Source organism: Prevotella sp. 885, from assembly GCF_002265625.1.
Classification (GTDB): Bacteria; Bacteroidota; Bacteroidia; order Bacteroidales; family Bacteroidaceae; genus Prevotella.
The window spans coordinates 17,612-37,016 of sequence record NZ_NOVE01000019.1; the positions used below are offsets into that span (position 1 = coordinate 17,612).

At 51.6% G+C, this 19,405-nt stretch carries 13 protein-coding genes and 1 pseudogene; 5 read left to right on the forward strand and 9 right to left on the reverse strand.

The window, feature by feature from the left end:
• Positions 1-23 precede the first annotated feature (23 nt).
• The gene (locus CHL74_RS07585; RefSeq protein WP_094880562.1) at positions 24-1,370 is read left to right on the forward strand and encodes an imelysin family protein; all 1,347 of its coding nucleotides are present in this window, start codon (positions 24-26) and stop codon (positions 1,368-1,370) included.
• A 27-nt stretch (positions 1,371-1,397) separates the two neighbouring features.
• Entirely contained in the window at positions 1,398-3,161 is a 1,764-nt protein-coding gene (locus CHL74_RS07590; RefSeq protein ID WP_094880563.1) for a di-heme oxidoredictase family protein, read from the forward strand.
• 104 nt (positions 3,162-3,265) lie between these two features.
• Here the strand turns inward: CHL74_RS07590 and CHL74_RS07595 are convergent, their stop codons facing one another.
• The 6 genes from CHL74_RS07595 to dnaN all read right to left on the reverse strand — a co-directional run bounded on the left by CHL74_RS07595 (position 3,266) and on the right by dnaN (position 10,890).
• Positions 3,266-4,942 carry a tetratricopeptide repeat protein gene (locus CHL74_RS07595; RefSeq protein WP_176452195.1) on the reverse strand — a complete coding sequence of 559 codons (1,677 nt, stop codon included), beginning with the start codon at positions 4,940-4,942 and terminating at the stop codon, positions 3,266-3,268.
• 47 nt (positions 4,943-4,989) lie between these two features.
• The gene (gene recN, locus CHL74_RS07600; RefSeq protein WP_094880565.1) at positions 4,990-6,657 is read right to left on the reverse strand and encodes a DNA repair protein RecN; all 1,668 of its coding nucleotides are present in this window, start codon (positions 6,655-6,657) and stop codon (positions 4,990-4,992) included.
• 17 nt (positions 6,658-6,674) lie between these two features.
• On the reverse strand, positions 6,675-7,535 hold the full coding sequence (locus tag CHL74_RS07605; RefSeq protein ID WP_094880586.1) for a DUF4835 family protein: 861 nt from the start codon (positions 7,533-7,535) through the stop codon (positions 6,675-6,677).
• Between the two features lie 87 nt (positions 7,536-7,622).
• Positions 7,623-8,843, reverse strand: coding sequence for a bifunctional phosphopantothenoylcysteine decarboxylase/phosphopantothenate--cysteine ligase CoaBC (gene coaBC / locus CHL74_RS07610; protein WP_094880566.1), 1,221 nt, complete (start codon positions 8,841-8,843; stop codon positions 7,623-7,625).
• Positions 8,844-8,880: 37 nt separating this feature from the next.
• The gene (locus CHL74_RS07615; RefSeq protein ID WP_094880567.1) at positions 8,881-9,732 is read right to left on the reverse strand and encodes a 3'-5' exonuclease; all 852 of its coding nucleotides are present in this window, start codon (positions 9,730-9,732) and stop codon (positions 8,881-8,883) included.
• Between the two features lie 33 nt (positions 9,733-9,765).
• On the reverse strand, positions 9,766-10,890 hold the full coding sequence (gene dnaN / locus CHL74_RS07620; RefSeq protein ID WP_094880568.1) for a DNA polymerase III subunit beta: 1,125 nt from the start codon (positions 10,888-10,890) through the stop codon (positions 9,766-9,768).
• A 195-nt stretch (positions 10,891-11,085) separates the two neighbouring features.
• Here dnaN and CHL74_RS07625 point away from each other — a divergent pair, with 195 nt between their 5' ends.
• Positions 11,086-11,496 (forward strand): DUF3127 domain-containing protein, encoded by a 411-nt coding sequence (locus CHL74_RS07625; protein ID WP_094880569.1) that lies wholly within the window; start codon positions 11,086-11,088, stop codon positions 11,494-11,496.
• 636 nt (positions 11,497-12,132) lie between these two features.
• Here the strand turns inward: CHL74_RS07625 and CHL74_RS07630 are convergent.
• From CHL74_RS07630 to CHL74_RS07640, 3 genes and pseudogenes are all read right to left on the reverse strand, one after another.
• A complete protein-coding gene (locus CHL74_RS07630; RefSeq protein ID WP_094880587.1) occupies positions 12,133-13,542 on the reverse strand; it encodes a hypothetical protein in 1,410 nt (469 codons plus the stop codon).
• Positions 13,543-13,584: 42 nt separating this feature from the next.
• A pseudogene (gene tsaA, locus CHL74_RS07635) lies at positions 13,585-14,255 on the reverse strand (tRNA (N6-threonylcarbamoyladenosine(37)-N6)-methyltransferase TrmO).
• A 27-nt stretch (positions 14,256-14,282) separates the two neighbouring features.
• Positions 14,283-15,584, reverse strand: a complete 1,302-nt coding sequence (locus CHL74_RS07640; RefSeq protein ID WP_094880570.1) for a DUF3078 domain-containing protein — start codon at positions 15,582-15,584, stop codon at positions 14,283-14,285.
• Positions 15,585-15,749: 165 nt separating this feature from the next.
• On the opposite strand from CHL74_RS07640, the gene CHL74_RS07645 reads away from it, so the two are divergent.
• Together CHL74_RS07645 and yidC are read left to right on the forward strand one after the other, a co-directional pair.
• Positions 15,750-17,360 (forward strand): CTP synthase, encoded by a 1,611-nt coding sequence (locus CHL74_RS07645; protein ID WP_094880571.1) that lies wholly within the window; start codon positions 15,750-15,752, stop codon positions 17,358-17,360.
• Positions 17,361-17,389: 29 nt separating this feature from the next.
• Positions 17,390-19,291, forward strand: a complete 1,902-nt coding sequence (yidC, locus tag CHL74_RS07650) for a membrane protein insertase YidC (RefSeq protein ID WP_094880572.1) — start codon at positions 17,390-17,392, stop codon at positions 19,289-19,291.
• Positions 19,292-19,405 lie beyond the last annotated feature (114 nt).

The window sequence follows — 19,405 nt, forward strand, 5'->3', positions numbered from 1 at the left end:
TATAATTTAATAGTAACAAAACGATGAAAAAGATTCAGAAATTCGTGATGGCTTTCCTTCTCGGAGCCATGACACTCGGATTCAGTGCATGTAGTGACGACAACGGAGTCGACGAGAAGTTCGAGCTGCCCGAAATAGGACAGGCCACCACAAAGATAAACAGCTCCGACAAGGACATGGAGAAGGTTACAAAGAACTATGTCCAGAACGTAGTGTATCCCACTTATCAGGCTCTTGCCGCCAACGCACGCACTCTCTACAGTGCTTCGCAGACTCTCTATAAGGCTGCAGAGGCTGGCACTATGACACAGAGCCATATTGACGCAGCATGCGAGGCATTCAAGGACACACGTCGTGAGTGGGAGCGCAGCGAGGCATTCCTCTTCGGTTCGGCTTCTGACAACGAGCTCGACCCGCATATCGACTCATGGCCTCTCGACCGTGAAGAGCTGAAGAACGCTCTTAACAACCAGACTCTCATTGCAGGCTTCAAGGGCGACGACCCTGCAGAGTTCGTATCTAAGAACAACTCAAAATTCCAGTCTGTGCTCGGTTTCCACGGTATGGAGTTCGTGCTCTTCCGCAATGGAAAGAACCGCACAGTGGAAGCTCTCAAAGCTAACGATACAGAAGAGGAAATGACATCCGTAAAGGGCATCGACGAGCTGGCATTCCTCCAGGCTGTAGCCGCTGACGTGAAGAACATCACTGCTCTCCTTGAGTTTACATGGATGGGTAGTGCAGCAAGCAACGAGACAAAGAGCGTACTCAGCAACGCCAGCTACGTGTTCACTTCGCTCCGCTATAACGGACTGGCAGCCAACGGCACAATGTGCTACGGTCAGCATCTGCTCTCACCGTCTGCCACAACCGGTTATCACTCTTGGCAGGGCACAATGAACCAGATATTCATCGGCGGCTGCGACAACATCTGCGCTGAGGTTGCCGACCAGAAGCTGGGTCAGGCTTATCGTGTTGCCACAGGCAATGCCGGCGTAACAGAGGATGGCGAAAGAGAGTCAATTGACTATATCGAGTCGCCCTACAGCCACCGTTCGTTCATCGACTATCAGGACAACATCTACTCTATCAAGAACACGCTCTACGGCACTCGTGACGTGAACGCCACATCACCTGCCGAGAACTCAATGATGAACCTTCTCAAGAAGATGAACTATTCTGGTCTGAACGATCTGTCTACAGCTCTCAACAACGCCATCCAGACTCTCGAGACTGCCAAGAACAGCGGCAAGTCGTTCGTGGAGGAGCCGGGTGCACAGCGCGTAAAGGACTGCATCGACGCCGTATCTAACCTCAGCGACGAGCTAAAGAAAGCTGCCACTTGGATTAATCTGCAGGACGCTATCTAAAAGAATGTGATATAAACAAAATACATTATGAATAAGAGAATCTATCTTTTCGGATCTATGGCAATGTGCCTGTCGTTGTCATTGGTGTCATGTTCTGACGACGACCCGACACCAGGCGGCAACGGTGCCGATCCTATTGAGGCTGATGCCAAGTACGTAGGTCAGGCTGTCGGTAATTTCGACAAGTCGGAATGGTATCCTGGTGGCGAACTGGGAACTACAGACAACGTGGCTTCCGGCTGCTACGAGGACGAGACTCCAGCCGTGGAGCAGCAGGGACTGCTTGACGACTTCAACGCTGGAGAGAAATTCTTCGAGCGCCAGTTTACATCTGCAGCTTCAGGATTCGGTGGTTTAGGTCCGGCTTCTGTTCGCCGCTCATGCCTGGACTGCCACCCCAACTATGGTCATGGACGTCGCATGGACTCGTTCGTGACACAGTATGGCAACGGCAACGGTTATCTGCTCGCCGTCTATCATCCTACCGACGGTGCCAACAGCAACGACGGTGGTTACGTAGCAGAGGTGACCGGCATGCCTCAGACTCAGGCTACGGAGCCTTTCAAGGCTCCTATTGACGAGAGCCAGATAAAGATGCAGTGGCATCACGTCACTGCCATGGAGAGCGGACTGCCGATGAAGTTCCCTGACGGCGAATCGTATGACCTCATCTATCCTGAGATTTCCATACCGCGTTCTGCCTTCCGCACAACTCCGAATCCTTACGACACGGGCAACAAGGCCGTGGCTGTGCGTGTGGAGTCAACCATCGGCGTGATGGGTACGGGTCTGCTCGATGCCATAACGGAGGACGACATCAAGGCTCAGTATGCCTCAACCGCCAACTACTACAAGAACGTAGCCAAGGTGGCTAACGTCAGCGAATATGTCAATCCTAACTTCTGGGATGCCGATGCCAACGATTTCGCCACCGGCGCATGGTATACAGCCACCGTCGGAGCAGGCAAGACTGCTGACGGAGGTGAGGGAAAGAAGATGGTGAAGCGCTTCACATACGCTCTGACTCGCGCCACACTTCAGGACGGTCCCGGTGCCAACGCCATCTGGAACATCACTAACGTATCACGTCCGGACCGTCCGAAGCTCTACACCACTACGGCTTGGGCTGACGCTATGGCTGCTGACAAGGAAGTGATAGAGAAAATCAAGAAGGATCCCACATCGCCTTTCTGGGCAGACACCGACGATGCCATCAGCGACAAGGTGAAGAACCTGCTCTCGCCTGGCACCAATCAGTTTGACAACCAGTGGCATAACTTCTCACCGGAGATGTCGGCTGACAAGTTCTATGAGTTTATGGTATGGCACCGCGGACTTGCCATTCCTCGCGCTCGTAACCTCAACGACGCTCGTGTGCAGAGAGGCAAGGAACTGTTCACTCAGATGGGTTGTGCCGCCTGCCACCGTCCGTCATGGAAAACTGGCGATGACAACTACTGGACACCTAACATGATTGCCGACAAGAAGCTGCCGCGCTATAAGAATCAGACCATCTATCCTTACTCGGACATGATGCAGCACAAGCTCTACATGATTAACGACATCCACGGATCATGGTGTCGCACCACTCCGCTCTGGGGACGTGGACTGGCAGAAATCAATGGTTCTGGTGTGGAGCGCTTGCACGACTGCCGCGCACGTAACGAGGTGGAAGCCATCATGTGGCACGCCTACGACAAGCGCAGCCACGCTTACTCGTCAGCCGAGAAGTTCTATAACCTTTCGAAGGCCGATCGTGACGCAGTGGTAATGTTCCTCCGCTCCATCTAAGACAACCGATAACAATACGGACTATACGCAAAAAGGGCAAGACAGGTTTCTTTATCTGTCTTGCCCTTTTGCTTTTTCTAATTCGTAGTAAACTTTTATAATGCTTACTTATACTTTTCCTTATATTCGTCACCGCGCTTGTCGCCCAGTTCGCTTGCCTTGCGGAAGCACTCCATGCCTTCGTCCTTCTTCTTCAAATTGACAAGAGCCACACCCTTTATTATAAGGGCATCGGTGTTTTCAGGTGAAAGACTGAGACAGAGGTCGCTTGACTTCACTGCATCCTCAAGCATGTTCACTCTAAGCTGAAGCGAAGCCATCTCTGCAAGGTAGAACGGAGTGTTCTGACCGCCGATGTAGGCGGCGTGGGCGATGTCGTTAAGAGCCTGCTGATACTGGCGAACCTTAACCTCGCACTGGTAGCGGGCGAAATAGAACTCAGCGTTGGCACGTCCGTACATCAACGTATCGTAGACATTATAGTCGGCGATGGCTTTCTTATACTGACTGAGTTCGGCATTCATCTGACCACGTGCAAGGACGTACGGCGCTGCTGTTGCATCGAGAGGATGATTGCAAGCTGCCACGGCACTGTCCAACAATACCACCACTTCGTCCTTTGAAGCTCCAAGCTGGGTCTTGCATTGAGCAGCCTCAAAGTACACCTCGCCGGTGCGCATCGTTGTGGAAGTAAGCTCCTTAAACATATCGTATGCCTTGGCATACTCGCCCTTCGAGAAGAGTATCTGTGCCGTACGATGACGATAACTGGGCTGAGGATCCATAGAGTAAGCCTTCTCCGACTCCTCAAGCGCCTTGTCAAGAGTCCAAGCAGTGAAGAGCGTGTCGGCAGAATAGAGTATCTTCTGATACATAACGCGTGAATACTCGGCATGTGCCTCAGCCTTGTTGGTGGCTTGGCGCAGAGCTGTCTTCATGTCAGCGTCAGCTCCAGCGTAATCGCCGCGTCCCACCTTGTTCATCGCACGTGTGGCATAGCCGTCCACCTCATGCGGAAACGCCTCCAGATAGTCATTTACATAACCCTCATACTTGGCAGAATCGCGCATCTCTGCTGCAAGCATCAACATCAGAAGGGCGTCCTTATGATCTGCGGGCAACTGAAGACGAAGACCCGTCTTGGCAAACATTACGTTGCTGACCGCCATCGGATTGGAGGTCAACTGGGCAGCAAAGCGTGCGTCAACGGCGTTTGAGCCAAGCGAAGACGACGATGCCTGATAGAGTCCCACCACCTGACCGGCAGCGTTTACGAACGGACAGCCAGACACACCGGTCTTGGGATTATAAGCAAACACATAGTAAGCATACTTGTCCATGAATGTCTCCTCACGCTCCACTTCAAATTCGTCTGCAATGGTCTTCTTTGCTTCGCTGCGCACAAGCCAAGCCTTTGCGTCTTTCTGCAACGGTGATGTGGCAAGAACAGCGGGGTGAACCTTATTAGCGCCAACCTTGAAGCGGCAAACATCATAAAGTTCGTTGGCACCGATGAGCTTTGTCACGGGATAAGTCTTGCCGTTAAGGTCGGTCACTTCCGCACGTGCTGCATTTGCAAGTGCGCTCCAAGCTCCGACAGCCTCTCCGTCCGCTGACGTAAAGACGCCGTATGACGTAGCCACAACGCCACCATTGGCGTTATAGGCTGTAAGAAGAAATGCGGAACGGCTGGAGTTCTTCACAGCCGAGGGTTGTGCCACCACAGCTGTGAAAGCCGTGACGGCAAGGAAAAATGTAGTTAGTATTGTTCTGATCTTCATCTGTTTCTTTATATACATTAATATATATACATTATAAATATGTGGTGCTATGCTTCAAGCAGCGAACGGGCATTGTCGATGGCTGCCTGCGATACGTCGCTGCCGCTCAACATCTGCGCTATCTCAGCCACACGCTGCTCGTGTGTAAGGTGAGTCATCGTAGACACAGTGCCTTCTGCCGTCTCAGCTTTCGCCACCTTGTAGTGGTTGGTTCCGGCTGCTGCAATCTGAGGCAAGTGGGTTATGCAGATTACCTGTCTGTGGGCATCGCCCATATCGCGCATAATGTGCGCCATCTGCTCCGCCACACGACCGCTTACACCCGTATCAATCTCGTCGAAGATGATGGTTGGCAGTCCGATAGCCTTCGATATCATAGCCTTCAGCGACAGCATAACACGGGCAATCTCGCCTCCCGATGCCACCTGCGATACAGGACTCATCTCTGTGCTGGAGTTGGCGCTGAAGAGGAACACCACCTTGTCAATACCCGTTGCCGACAGTTCGCCTGCTGATATGTCCACCTTGAAGCGGACCTTCGGGATGCCGAGCGGCACAAGAAGCTTCGAAATGTCGTCCTCCACAAGCGCTGCTGCCTTACGACGCAGCGACGTGAGGACATCAGCCTTCTTAAGACAAACCTCACGCAGAGCCTCCACACGCTCCTCAAGAGCGTGCAGTTCCTCATCGCCATTATCTATGTTGGAGAGCAAAGCGTCAATGTCAGCAAGCTTTTCGAGCAGCTGGCTGTTATTCGACACATGATATTTCTGCTGCAATGAATAGATGGTGTCAAGGCGCGACGTCACTTCGTCCATCAAAGCTGGGTCGAACTCCACGTCGTCCATTCTTGCAGCCACGTCCTGCGAGATGTCTTTCATCTCAATGAAGCAGTTGTCCAGACGTTCCGCAAGGCTGCGTGCCTCGGGGAAAACATCCTCTATGCCATGCAGCTGCGACGCCACTTGGCGTGTCTGACTTACTACACCACCCTCGTCGCCTGACAGACAAGCGTCCGTCTCATGCAGCACACGCTTTATGTCTTCGGCGTGACTCATGGTCTCCGCCTTCTGTTCCAGCTCCTCCTGCTCGTCTGGAAGCAGCTGTGCCTCGGACAGTTCCTTCTGCTGGAAGCGCAGGAAATCCTCGTTATCGCGGTTGCGGCTAATCTGTTCACGAAGCTCGTCGAGCTGTCGTATGGCAGCACGATATTCATCATACGAAGCCTTATAGTCAGCCACTTGAACCTTATCACGTGCCATGATGTCCACAACATTAAGCTGGAAGTCCTCCTTACTGAGGAGAAGATTCTGGTGCTGGCTGTGCACATCTATGAGTTGTTCGCCAAGCTCGCGCATCGTGGCAAGCGTAACGGGAGTGTCATTGACGAACGCCCTACTCTTTCCGCTTGCGTTAATCTCACGGCGCAGAAGACACTCTTGCGGGTCGTAGTCGAGGTCGTTGTCCATAAAGAAATCCTTCAGCACATCGGAGTGATAGACACTCAGGTCGAAGGTGGCCTCAATGACACACTTGTCGCATCCTCGCTTCACCTGTCTGACGTCAGCCCTATTGCCGAGCAAGAGGCCGATGGCACCGATGATGATGCTCTTTCCTGCTCCTGTCTCTCCGGTAATAACGGAGAAACCGGGATAGAACTGCATGGTCAGATGACCAATGAGCGTAAAGTTTCTTATGTCAAGTATCTTTAGCATAGTGTAAAAAATCCGTATTATTCCTTTATTTTCTCCCAAGCAGAATTCTGGCTTGCGTTGATGGCAAAGAGCAGGTCGTAGACGGTCTGCTTCTCCTTCTGCGTGCCTTTACCCTTATAAATATTGGCAAGTTCGTCACGCTTAAAGTCAGTCCATATCTGCGGGAGCAGACTTAGCGGTCTGTCCTCATGACTCTTTTTCAGCCCTGTCTCAAGAGCAGTGGTGATGTTGGCACGTCCGCGCTCAGCATTAGTGACCATCTCGTCCAGTCCGTTACGATAATAGTCGTACTGTAATTGGCGGAACGGCTTCATCGCTCCGTCGAGGTAATCGTTGATGATGGCGAAGCGGTTGCGACTGTTGTCGAACGCTTTCCATCCCGGGAAACCAAGGTTCTGGGCGTTATTGGCAAGATTCATGCAGCGCTGCAACACATCCTCTCCTCCCATCGGCGCAAACGAATCGAGGTCAATACCTATAATAAGGTAGGCGTAATACGCGAAGAGAGCGGTCAGCTGGTTGTCCACCTGTTCCTCATTGAACTGTATCTGATCGAACTGTGCGTACTCGAAGTTGAAGTCGTTGTCGGTGTTGTTGTATAACGTCGTCGTGTAAGAGGCGTTATATACGGGACGCGTGGCCTGTATGACAGCCTTGCACGTAAATGTGTTGGTGGAGTTGTCATACTTGGTCACGGTGATATTGAAGTTGCAGTTTATGCGTTCGTTGCGCTGAAACTGCAGATTGGTCCACTGCCGCTCGTTGACGAACTGCGTCAGTGTCTGCGTCAGCTCGTCAAAGATGCTTGCGTCTGTGCCCTGCACCTGGTTGTGATTGATGGTCACCTTGGCGTTCAGCTCCTGGGCACGGGCTGTCATGCCCGCACCACCCAGCAACAGCGACAGCGCCACAACGGACGTTTTCAAAAATCTTGCTGTCATAACTCTTTGTTTGTTGGCGTGTTCTTAGCTTTGTCCCTGCTTTGTGAGCACCACCTTCTCCAGGTAGTCCACAATGTCGGACGCTGTATCCGCCTTTGATTTCTTCTCGTAAGATGTCTTTCCGTCCCTTGACACAATCTCGATCTGATTCTGGTCTGTACGGAAGCACGTTCCCTCGTTGCGCAGACTGTTGAGCACCACGAAGTCAGCGTTCTTCTTTTCCAGCTTTCGCATGGCGTTGGCTTCCTCGTCGTTGGTCTCAAGAGCGAATGCCACGAGTGTCTGACCGGCTTTCTTCGACGCTCCAAGTGCGGCGGCAATGTCGTGCGTGGGGCATAGCGTGATGACCATATCGTCCTTGCCGCGCTTTATCTTGCGGTCTGCCACAAGGGCAGGACGGAAGTCTGCCACGGCTGCGGCGAGTATGGCTACGTCAGCATCGGCAAACTCCGATGTGGCTGCATCATACATATCCTGGCAACTCTCCACATCCAAACGGCGAATGCCACTTGAGCACGTGAGGCTTACCGGACCTGCCACCAACGTCACATCGGCACCTCTTCTGAGACATTCCTCGGCGATGGCAAATCCCATCTTGCCGCTCGAATAGTTGCCGATGAAGCGCACGGGGTCAATCTTCTCGTACGTAGGACCTGCCGTTATCACCACCTTCTTACCGGCGATGGGCGACGGCTGGCTGTTCTCGCTGAAGAATTGGTCCAGACGGTCAGCTATAACTTCGGGTTCTTCCATGCGTCCCTTTCCCTCCAGACCGCTGGCAAGGAATCCGCTCTCCGGCTCGATGATATGATTGCCGTAAGAAAGGAGCGTCTTCATGTTAGCCTGTGTAGACGGGTGACGATACATATCGAGGTCCATAGCCGGGGCAATGAACACGGGAGCCTTCATTGAGAGATATGTGGTGATGAGCATATTGTCGGCAATGCCGTGCGCCATCTTTCCGAGCGTGCTTGCCGTACAAGGCGCCACCACCATGGCGTCAGCCCACAAACCGAGGTCGACGTGTGAGTTCCACGTGCCGTCACGCTGCGAGAAAAACTCGCTGATGACGGGCTTGTGGGTCAGGGCGGAGAGTGTGATTGGCGTTATAAACTCCTTGCCTGCCGGTGTGATGACCACCTGCACCTCCGCTCCGCGCTTTATGAGCTGACGTATGAGGAGGCAAGCCTTGTAAGCGGCAATGGAGCCTGTAATGCCAAGCACAATTTTCTTTCCTTTTAACATACTGTTATTATGTTATTGTCTTTTAAGTCTTTTGTTTTTACTTATTGAATCCCTTCAGACGGATGCGTGTGAGCACCTGCTTGGTGTTGAAGGTGAAGTCACCTGCCATCATCCAGCTGTAATAGCCGGGATCGGTGCGCAGCACGTCAGCAACGGAGCGTCCGCGATACTTGCCGAAATTGAACGCCTCGAAGCGGCGCTCCTTTCCGTCAGCGTCCAGCAGGGGCTTTCCGTCGGCACCAAGCAGCGGTCTCCATACGATGCGTCCAGCAAAGTCAACGTTGTCGTTCTGCTTAGAGAAGTCGGCAAGGAAGTCCATGTCGTTCTCCAGCACGCGGTCAGGCTCGTCCTGTACGCCGGGTGCATACATGTCGAGCTCGCCCATCAGCACACGGTATGTGGCTTCGGTGTCCTCGTCGGCGCGGTGAGCCGTGAAGTCGTCCTCCATCTTGCGTCCGCAGAAGAACTTGTATGCGGCAGCCAGATTGCGGCGCTCCATCTTGTGGAAGATGGTCTGAGCGTCAATAAGTCGGCACTTCGAGAAGTCGAAGTTGATGCCGGCACGCAGAAATTCCTCTGCGAGCATCGGCACGTCAAAGTGGTTTGAGTTGTATCCGGCAAAATCGCAGCCCGTCATTACCTCGTTGAGCTGCGGAGCCAGTTCCTTGAACGACTTGGCGTCCTTCACATCGTCGTCAGAGATGCCGGTAAGCTCGGTCACTTCCTTAGGGATGGGTTGACCAGGATTGACGAGGAGATTACCACGAATCTCCTCCCCTTCCGGCATTACCTTAATATACGAGATCTGGATGATACGGTCACGAACAAGGTCGAGACCCGTTGTCTCAAGATCGAAAACTATAAGGGGGCGTGTAAGATTCAGTTTCATTATAATGTAACTCCTAATTCCTAATTATCTTTATTAGTCGTTGAGCAACATTGGCATGATGAGCATGAGGATATCCTGACCCTCGGGCTGAACAGCCGGCTCAAGGATGCCTGCACGACTCGGGTCGGCAAGCTTGATGATCACCTCGTCGCTGATAAGATTGTTGAGCATGTCGTAGATGGTGGAACCGTTGAAACCGATGTCCATCTTCACGCCTGTATATTCGCAGGTGAGCGTTTCCTTAGCACTTGTAGCGAAATCCACGTCCTCAGCCGAAACGAGGAGTGAGCCTTCCTCCACGTGGAAGCGCACGAGCGAGCTGCTCTCGCTTGCGAAAGGCAGTACGCGCTTGATGGCTCCGAGGAGCGACTTGCGGTCAATGGTGGCGCAGTTGGTGTTGACAGTCGGGATTACGGAGTTGTAGTTGGGGTAACGTCCCTCGATAAGGCGGCAGTAGAGCTTGCCACCGGGGAATTCCACCTCAGCGCTGTTGTCGCAATAGCTTATCACGGTGTCGTCATCGGTCTTGGCAAGCACCTGCTTGAGAAGAGTTGCCGGCTTCTGGGGAAGGATGAATGAAGAGGGAGTGTCGGCGCTTAATGTGAGCACGCGGTTGCGGACGAGCTTGCGACCGTCAGTAGCGACAATCGTGAGGTTGTCAGCATTAAAGTCGAAGTAGACGCCGTTCATTACGGGATGCAGATCGTCCGATGCCACAGCGAAGAGCGAGCGAGAAAGGTCTTCAGCGAAGAGCTGTGAGGGAATCTGAAGCTCAGCCATCTCCTTGCCTGACTCCACAATCATGGGATAGTCCTCGGCGCTTACGGCAGTAAGATTGAACGTACCGTTCTGATAGTCAATCTCCACTGTATATGCGCTCTCGTCAATAGAGAAACGAAGGGGCTGCTCAGCCAGCTCCTTAACGGCGTTGAGCACCTTGAGGTTAGGGATGGCAAAGCGTCCGTCGCCTGAGCATTCGTCCAGCTCCACAGTCATCTGCATGACATTCTCGCTGTCACTGGCTGTTATGGTGAGCATGCCGTCTGCCACTTCAAAAAGGAAGCATTCCAGAATGCTTATAGTGTTCTTGTTGCTGATAACTCTCTGAAGAGTCTGCAAGCGCGATGTAAGCGCTCCACTTGAAACTGTAAATTGCATTGCTATTGGGTTTTTACGTTGTTATTATTTTGGTACAAAAATAGCAAAAAAAGTTCGAGTAAGAGAAAAACTCATCTAAAAGTTTCTTATTTCACGACAATTTTATTAATTTCGCAAATGGTTTGGTTTTGAGAACGAAAATCAAACAACAAAGCCAGTAAAAATACAAATAACATATAAATCAACAATAAAAACATGGAATTACAAGGTAAAGTTATAGCTGTTCTGCCTGAAAGAAGCGGAGTGTCTCAGCGTGGTGAGTGGAAGTCGCAGGACTATGTCATTGAGACCCACGATGCTTATCCCCGCAAGATGGTCTTCGGCGTATTCGGTGCAGACCGCATCAGCCGTTTCAATATCCAGATCGGTCAGGAAGTGACCGTATCTTTCGACATTGACGCACACGAGTATCAGGGTCGCTGGTTCAACAACATCCGCGCCTTCGACGTACGTCAGGTTGATCCGGCATCTGTAGGCATGCAGCCCGGCGTAGTGCCTGGTGCAGCATTCGGCGCAGCTCCAGCAGCCGCTCCCACTCAGCCTGCTGCTCCTGCACAGCCCGCAGCTCCCGTAGCTGAGGACAAGGTAGACGACCTGCCGTTCTAAGCGGACAGTGCACCAGCGTCTGAATAAGACATAAGAGCCACAAAGTATGGCAAAACAATAATAGCTGTGTTATAGGGAACAGCCCCTAAAACACAGCTATTATTGTTTTGCTACTTCATGTATGAAAAACATGTTCTTCATGTCTTCTTGTCTGAAAAAACGTCTCCATGTCCGCAAATGCAAATATCGTACAAAGAGTAAAAACATGTTACAAAATAAAAATTGATTCTAGAGTTCTGGATTGCTGTTTTTACGGTGTTTTGCTGTGCAAACAGCACCAATGCTTAACAATAGCGCCACTTTTATCATACAATAGTGCCACTTTTACAGTCTAATAGTGGCACTATTGTATGATAAAAGTGGCGCTATTAGAGTGTAAAAGTGGCGCTATTGCAGCAAAAATAGGCATCTTGCTGCTTTCTTTTTTTGCACATTCTCCTCGCAAACTTTCTAATCCATTGTGTATAAACCGATTATCCTTGCACGCTCAAAACTCACGAATTTCGCACCAAAGATTTTGTTGTGCGCTCAACTGGGAGTATTGAGCATTAGAAATGCAAATATTGTGTCGGACGACATACCATCCGAATTTTGAATTGATAGGATAAAACCTGTCTTTATGTCAAAGCAGACCAATCAGTAATCCAAGTCAATGGCTGCCGGATATATTCGGCATGGGTCGAAGTATTCTGCGCAACTATTCACCATTGCTCGTAGGTTTGCCTTGACAACGCCGCGGAACACTTGCTTTCCGTTTACTTTTACAGTTACCGGCTTGCTAAGGTTAACCAATTGGTCGTTGAGATAAACTCGCAACTTACCACCGGTTGCCATTGTATAGCTACGACTGAACTTCAGGTCAATACCCCACTGCTTATCCTTCAGAGTCGTGACATAATCCACGTCACTGACCTTGATAGAGACCACGTTCTTGTCGATATCCATCTCGTAGTAGGTACGTTTCTCGGACGGACGAACCAATACCTGCAGATTATAGAAGCCTGAACGATGTCTGCCGTCCATCTCGAAATCCTCCCAAAGCACGGTCTTAGGATATGGATTGCGCACGAACTGCTTCAGCCAAGGAGTGGTCAGTCCATAATTGATGGCATGCTGCATGCCCGGCAAGAGATTGATGCGGTGGCGGAAGAGGGGCGTATTGTCCACTGCCAAGGGACGGGCAAGCTGCGCAGAATCGAAAGCCACCTGTGTGTACCAGGTAAGGTCGTTGCGATAAAAGCCCGTATCGTCGGCACCTGTCAGAAAGGAGAAACCGATGTTGGCACAGTTTTCCACCGGCGCATTCTTCAAAGGTTCGCCACCTGCCATCGGTCCTGCTGCAGCCCAATAGTCTGCATAGAAGGATGCGAGGCGCTGGCTGCCATAACCGCCCTCGCTTATTCCGAACACATAGAGGCGATTGGCGTCAACATCGCCGTTCACCATGCTCTGACGGATAAGCTTCTCGAAAGCATACTGCTTGGACAAATGCCACCAACGATAGTATTCGCCTTCGTTAGGTATCTGAGGTATGAAATAAATGGAAGGGCTATCCTTGAATCGCAATCCCAGCTGTATGCCGTTCTCCCATTCGTGGTCCTTAGGTCCCGAACCGTGGACATACAGAAAGAGCGGATACTTGCCGTCCGCAGCCACGCCCTTCTTACCATAATAATATGGCATTACGGCATCAGGCTCAAGACAAGCCGGAATGTTCCACGAACTGTGCTTGGCAAGCTTCAGGTCTTCCGCTTTCATGAGCTTTTCTTCCTTCAGGCTCTTGTTGGCCTCGCACCATGCAGCCCAAACCATCTTCTGATAGCCGGTGACGTCCTTGCCTTTTAGCGCAAGCTGAAGCTTGGTGTCGGAAGGCTTATTCTGAGAGAATGCCTCACGGTCAGCTTTCTCCAATACTGTCTGCTGCGCTTTCAGCGTTTCCGTGAAATAAGCATTCACCTTTGTCTGCAAATCCTGTGATTGTGCCATTGCGGGAGCAGAATAGCTCATTGAGACAACTGCCATCGCAGCATAAATCATCTTCTTCATTTTGTACATTAGTTTTTAGGTTATGAGGTATTTAGTTTTTCTTTATTCCACTTCCACCACAGTCAGCACGTCGCCTTCCACTCTGAACTTCACATCTTTTCCGGCGTACATCATACCATACACCTTCTCAGGGTTGTCCTGATAGTGCGGACGTGGATCGAGGGACAACACCTTGCGCAAGGCGGCAAGTTCGTCTGACGAGTAATGGGCTGCTACGGCGTCTGGCACCACCACTTCCAACCAGCGGATGGCGTTCTTATCCACAAATCCGCTGCGGGCTTCGGGATGTGAGTCGGCATAGACGACGTAAGGTTTAATGTCGTAGATGGGAGTGCCGTCCATGAGGTCTGCGCCAAGAACATGTATCAGAGGTCCACGTGTCGCATCAATTTCTATCTCCGATATGCGCACCGAAGAGAGTCCGAGGCGGTTAGGGCGAAACGGCGAACGCGAGGCGAACACTCCCACTTTGCGGTTGCGCCAAGCAGCGGCGGACGCACAACGGGACTGGTGGCAGCGTGGCGGTTGGCTGAGAATTCCCATATAAGCCAGAGATAATCAAAGTCCTCCATGCCACGCAGCGCATCAGCATTACGATGTTGGGGCACAAACTCTATGGTGCCCATAAGGTTCTCCACAAGGCCGCTCTGCTTCGGAACGCCGAACTTGGTGGCGAACGGCGATCGGAAATATGCTATAGGTTCAATCTGCATAAACTATTCTCAATCTGAACAATGTTGTTAGAAGCCGTAATTAAATCCTAACGATATATACTCCTTCATCTGCCAGAATCCGTGATGGTCGTCACGCTTGGCAGAGTCGTCGAAGCGTGGATAGAGGAAAAGGTTGCTCGAGATATACTTGTTCACCACGAACGTCAACGTATTCTCCCACTCCATCAGCATTCGCTTGTATGTGGTGTAGGCATACATACGGGTTTTCCATCGTATGTCCTTCGTAATCTGCCATTTAAGGTCAATGGTAATTTCCGAACCGAAGTCGCTCTTCGTGCGTCTGCCCTCCTCAATGCCGTAGCGCGTAGCCATCGCCAACTTGCGCACGTACGTATAATTGTAGGCTATCGGGGCGAGATGCACGGATCCAGTAAGATTGCCCTTCAGCCCGTTGACGTTATAGTCCATACCGACAGAGGGATTGACGGTTAGCGGAGAAAGGAAAGCCGAATAGATGGTGTGGTCGTTGCTCTTCAGACCATGCATAAACTGAGTGCTGGCGATAAGCTGAAATGTGTAATACCAACGCTTAGAAGCCTGCAGTCCCACCTTGCCTGTATAGCGCAGAAGGTCCTCCGAAGCACGCACGGCATGCAGCGTGTCGCCTCGCGAGCTCTGCAGTCCGAGTCGCATCTCCAGCTTGTTGTCCCAACGGAAGCGCTGCTTGTTGTTATAGTTGGCTTGCAGCGTCACGGTTCCAAGCACCGAGTAGTTGCTCTCGCCGCCCTTATACCAGTTACTTGAGACGAAGTTCTGGAAGAGCTGCAGCGAGTAGTCGCCCGAGACTGTCCAGAAGTTCGGCTTTTCCACATATATATTAATGGGCATATCCATGTCGGGATACACCGGGTCTGGCTTCGCCATTTCTATGACATCCACCATGTCTGCGTCGGGCTTCATCTTGTCCGGCTCAGGATTGATGATGCCTCCGGTGTGCTCCAGCTGGCTCTGCGTGGAAGCCACGAGGTCCGGTCGGCGCAGATATAGGTCCATCATGCTCTGGTCTTCCATGCCCATTACGGTGTCCGCACCTATCGTAAACGCCCTTCTCACCACGTCATGATAAAACGTGGGAGGAACGAAAAGCCGGTAGTATGTGCCGTCAAGATTGTCCTCATCAGCCTCGCGTCGCATCAATGAGAGCGAGTCGATGCGCTCACGGCAAGCCGAAAGCGAATCTGTATATTGCTTGACAATCACTGGAACGGTGTCCGTAGGGTGTGTGCGGTGGAGGCGGTAGCGGCTTTGCGCATATGACGAAAAGGCCATGAAGAAGCCTAATACTATAAGAAGATTTCGTAAACTCATATATTATAATGTTGTTTTCTGTGTTATGTATACATATTCATTTGCCCGACAAAGGTAACAATAAAATATTGAATCGTTTGTGTGTTTCGCAATTTTATGTTAACTTTGCACCTTGTATTTTTGTACGTATTTAATAGAATATTAATTCTTATATATATAATCACCGTGGCTGAAACAAAGTACATATTTGTCACTGGCGGCGTAGTATCTTCATTAGGTAAAGGAATCATTTCGTCGTCAATCGGTAAGCTCTTGCAGGCAAGAGGTTACAACATCACTATCCAAAAGTTCGACCCATACATCAACATCGATCCGGGTACGCTAAACCCTTACGAGCACGGCGAGTGCTACGTTACTGTTGACGGAATGGAGACAGACCTCGACCTCGGCCACTACGAACGCTTCACTGGCATACAGACCACTAAGGCGAACTCGCTCACTACGGGACGCATCTATAAGGCTGTTATCGACAAGGAGCGCCGTGGCGACTATCTCGGAAAAACCATCCAGGTGGTGCCGCACATAACCGACGAGATTAAGCGAAACGTAAAATCGCTCGGACAGAAATACCATTACGACTTCGTAATAACGGAGATCGGAGGAACCATCGGCGACATCGAGAGTGCGCCGTTCATGGAGGCCATCCGACAGCTCAAGTGGGAGCTGGGCAAGAATGCCATAAACATCCACCTCACCTACGTGCCCTATCTGAGAGCCGCCGGTGAGCTGAAGACAAAGCCGACGCAGCATTCCGTGAAGGAACTGCAGAGCGTGGGCATACAGCCAGACGTGCTTATCCTCCGTACGGAGAAGCACCTTGAGGAGCCTGTCCTCAAGAAAGTGGCAAACTTCTGCAACGTCGACCTCGACTGTGTCATTCAGAGCGAAGACCTTCCGAGCATCTATGAGGTGCCCATCAACATGCAGAACCAGGGTCTTGACACTGCCATTCTTCGCAAGATGGGCGAGCCTATCGGCGAGAAGCCGTCGCTCGGACCTTGGCGTGCTTTCCTCGAGCGTCGCAACAACGCCAAGGACACCGTCAACATCGGACTCGTTGGCAAGTACGACCTGCAGGACGCATACAAGTCAATACGTGAGAGCCTCTCTCACGCCGGAACATACAACGACCGCAAGGTGAACATCACCTTCATCAATTCCGAATACCTCACAGATGACAACGTGGCAGAGAAGCTCGATGGCCAGGACGGCATCCTCATCTGCCCGGGATTCGGACAGCGTGGCATCGAGGGAAAGATTGTGGCAGCCCACTACTGCCGCACACACAATATCCCCACCTTCGGCATCTGCCTCGGCATGCAGATGATGGTCATTGAGTTCGCTCGCAACGTGCTCGGTTACGCCGACGCCAACAGTCGCGAGATGGACGAGAAGACGCCGCATAACGTCATCGACATCATGGAGGAGCAGAAGAACATCACCAATATGGGTGGCACAATGCGTCTCGGCGCATACGAATGTGTGCTCAGACAGGGATCGCGCGTCTTCGACATATATAAGAAGGAGCACATCCAGGAGCGCCATCGCCACCGCTATGAGTTCAACAACGACTTCCAGAAGGAGTATGAGCGTGCCGGCATGCAATGCGTGGGACGCAATCCTGAGAGCGACCTCGTAGAGATTGTGGAGATACCGGGAATGAAGTGGTATATCGGAACACAGTTCCATCCCGAATACCAGAGCACCGTCCTCCATCCGCATCCCCTCTTCGTCGATTTCATTAAAGCAGCAATAGCGCAAAAAAGCAACAAATAAAAATTAATAAATAATAATTAAAACAGATCGTGGACAAAAACAACATCATCGGCATTACTCTTATAGCCGCCGTCATCATCGGATATGGCATCTGGAGCCGGCCATCTGCAGAGCAGGTGGCAGCACAGAAGCAGAAGGATTCCATTGAGAACGTGGCAAGGATGAAAGCCGAAAATGCTGCAAAACTGGCAGCACAGCAGAAGACTGCACAAGCCAAGGCTGCTGCAGAAGCCGACACCACAGCTCTCTTCTATGCAGCTCTGCAGGGCAAAGCACAGGACGTAACGCTGAAGAACAAGGACCTCAGCCTTACCCTCAACACCAAGGGAGGCATGGTGACGAAGGCTGTCATCAAGAACTTTGAGGACCGCAACGACAACAAGGACGTGACGCTCTTCGACGGCAAGACGCAGAGCCTTAACTTCGCCCTCGCTGCCAAAAGTGTGAACATAAACACGGCTGACCTCTATTTCACACCGTCTGAACGTACCGACTCCACTGTGACGATGACCGCAGAAGCCGGCAAGGGCAAGGCGCTCATCATCAGGTATCGTCTCGGAAGCGACTATATGCTCCACACTCAGCTTCAGGCTGTAGGACTGGGTGGCGACTTCGCTCCCTCTGCCACACAGATGGACGTACAGTGGAAGGACCTTATCCGCCAGCAGGAGCGCGGCTTCACCTTCGAGAACCGCTACTCTTCGCTCACATATCACAAGGCGGACGGCGGCACCGACTATCTCTCTGAGGCTAAGGAGGTGAAGGACGAGACCATAGAGAAGAAGATTGACTGGGTGGCTTTCAAGAACCAGTTCTTCTCTGCCGTGATGATTGCCAAAAACGACTTCGCCGAGAACGCCGTTATGACCAGCATCCCGCAGGAGAAGGGTTCGGGCTACCTGAAGCAGTACGAGGCTAAGATGAAGACTTTCTTCGACCCCACCGGAGCCACACCGTCAGAGTTCGACTTCTATTTCGGACCTAACGACTTCCGTCTCCTCAAGCGCATCGAGAAGGAATGCTCATTCAATAAGGACCTCGAGATGCAGCGCCTCGTCTACCTCGGATGGCCGCTCTTCCGCATCATCAACCGTTGGTTCACCATCTACGTCTTCGACTTCCTTACAGGACTCAACATCAACATGGGTATCGTCCTGATTCTCATTACGCTGCTCCTGAAGCTCATCACCTATCCGATGGTGAAGAAGAGCTACATGTCGTCTGCAAAGATGCGTGTGCTGAAGCCGAAACTTGAGGAAGCCACAAAGCACCTCAATAAGCCCGAGGACCAGATGCAGAAACAGCAGGCCATGATGGCGGAATACTCCAAGTACGGCGTGTCGCCTCTCTCTGGCTGTCTGCCGATGCTCATACAGATGCCTATCTGGATTGCAATGTTCAACTTCGTGCCGAACGCCATCCAGCTCCGAGGCGAGAGCTTCCTTTGGATAAAGGATCTCTCTACGTATGACCCCATCATCGAGTGGAACACCAATCTCTGGCTTATCGGCGACCACCTCTCGCTCACATGTATTCTCTTCTGCGTGGCAAACATCCTCTACTCGCTGATGACCATGCGCCAGCAGCGCGACCAGATGGTCGGACAGCAGGCTGAGCAGATGAAGATGATGCAGTGGATGATGTTCCTCATGCCGGTGATGTTCTTCTTCATGTTCAACGACTACTCGGCTGGTCTTAACTTCTATTACTTCATCTCGCTGTTCTTCAGCGCCGCCATCATGTGGACGCTCCGCAAGACCACCAATGACGAGAAGCTCCTCGCCATCCTCGAGAAGAAGTATGAGGAAAACAAGAACAATCCTAAGAAGCTCAGCGGACTGGCTGCACGTCTCCAGGCCATGCAGGAGCAGCAGCAGGAACTCCAGCGTAAGCGTGAGGAACTCGAGCGCAAGCGCAAGGGACTTCAGTAATACATAATAGTAGCGGAGGTTTCCAGCCTCCGCAGCATCCAAAAAAGAAGATTAGTTTCTTTCAGGCTTTAGATAAATGGGGCTGTTTGCTGCGGAGGTTTGATACCTTAGCTA

Coding starts and splice junctions, on each gene's coding strand:
- CHL74_RS07585 (WP_094880562.1), top strand. CDS start 24: ATGAAAAAGATTCAGAAATTCGTGATGGCTTTCCTTCTCGGAGCCATG.
- CHL74_RS07590 (WP_094880563.1), top strand. CDS start 1,398: ATGAATAAGAGAATCTATCTTTTCGGATCTATGGCAATGTGCCTGTCG.
- CHL74_RS07595 (WP_176452195.1), bottom strand. CDS start 4,942: ATGAAGATCAGAACAATACTAACTACATTTTTCCTTGCCGTCACGGCT.
- recN (WP_094880565.1), bottom strand. CDS start 6,657: ATGCTAAAGATACTTGACATAAGAAACTTTACGCTCATTGGTCATCTG.
- CHL74_RS07605 (WP_094880586.1), bottom strand. CDS start 7,535: ATGACAGCCCGTGCCCAGGAGCTGAACGCCAAGGTGACCATCAATCAC.
- coaBC (WP_094880566.1), bottom strand. CDS start 8,843: ATGTTAAAAGGAAAGAAAATTGTGCTTGGCATTACAGGCTCCATTGCC.
- CHL74_RS07615 (WP_094880567.1), bottom strand. CDS start 9,732: ATGAAACTGAATCTTACACGCCCCCTTATAGTTTTCGATCTTGAGACA.
- dnaN (WP_094880568.1), bottom strand. CDS start 10,890: ATGCAATTTACAGTTTCAAGTGGAGCGCTTACATCGCGCTTGCAGACT.
- CHL74_RS07625 (WP_094880569.1), top strand. CDS start 11,086: ATGGAATTACAAGGTAAAGTTATAGCTGTTCTGCCTGAAAGAAGCGGA.
- CHL74_RS07630 (WP_094880587.1), bottom strand. CDS start 13,542: ATGAAGAAGATGATTTATGCTGCGATGGCAGTTGTCTCAATGAGCTAT.
- CHL74_RS07640 (WP_094880570.1), bottom strand. CDS start 15,584: ATGAGTTTACGAAATCTTCTTATAGTATTAGGCTTCTTCATGGCCTTT.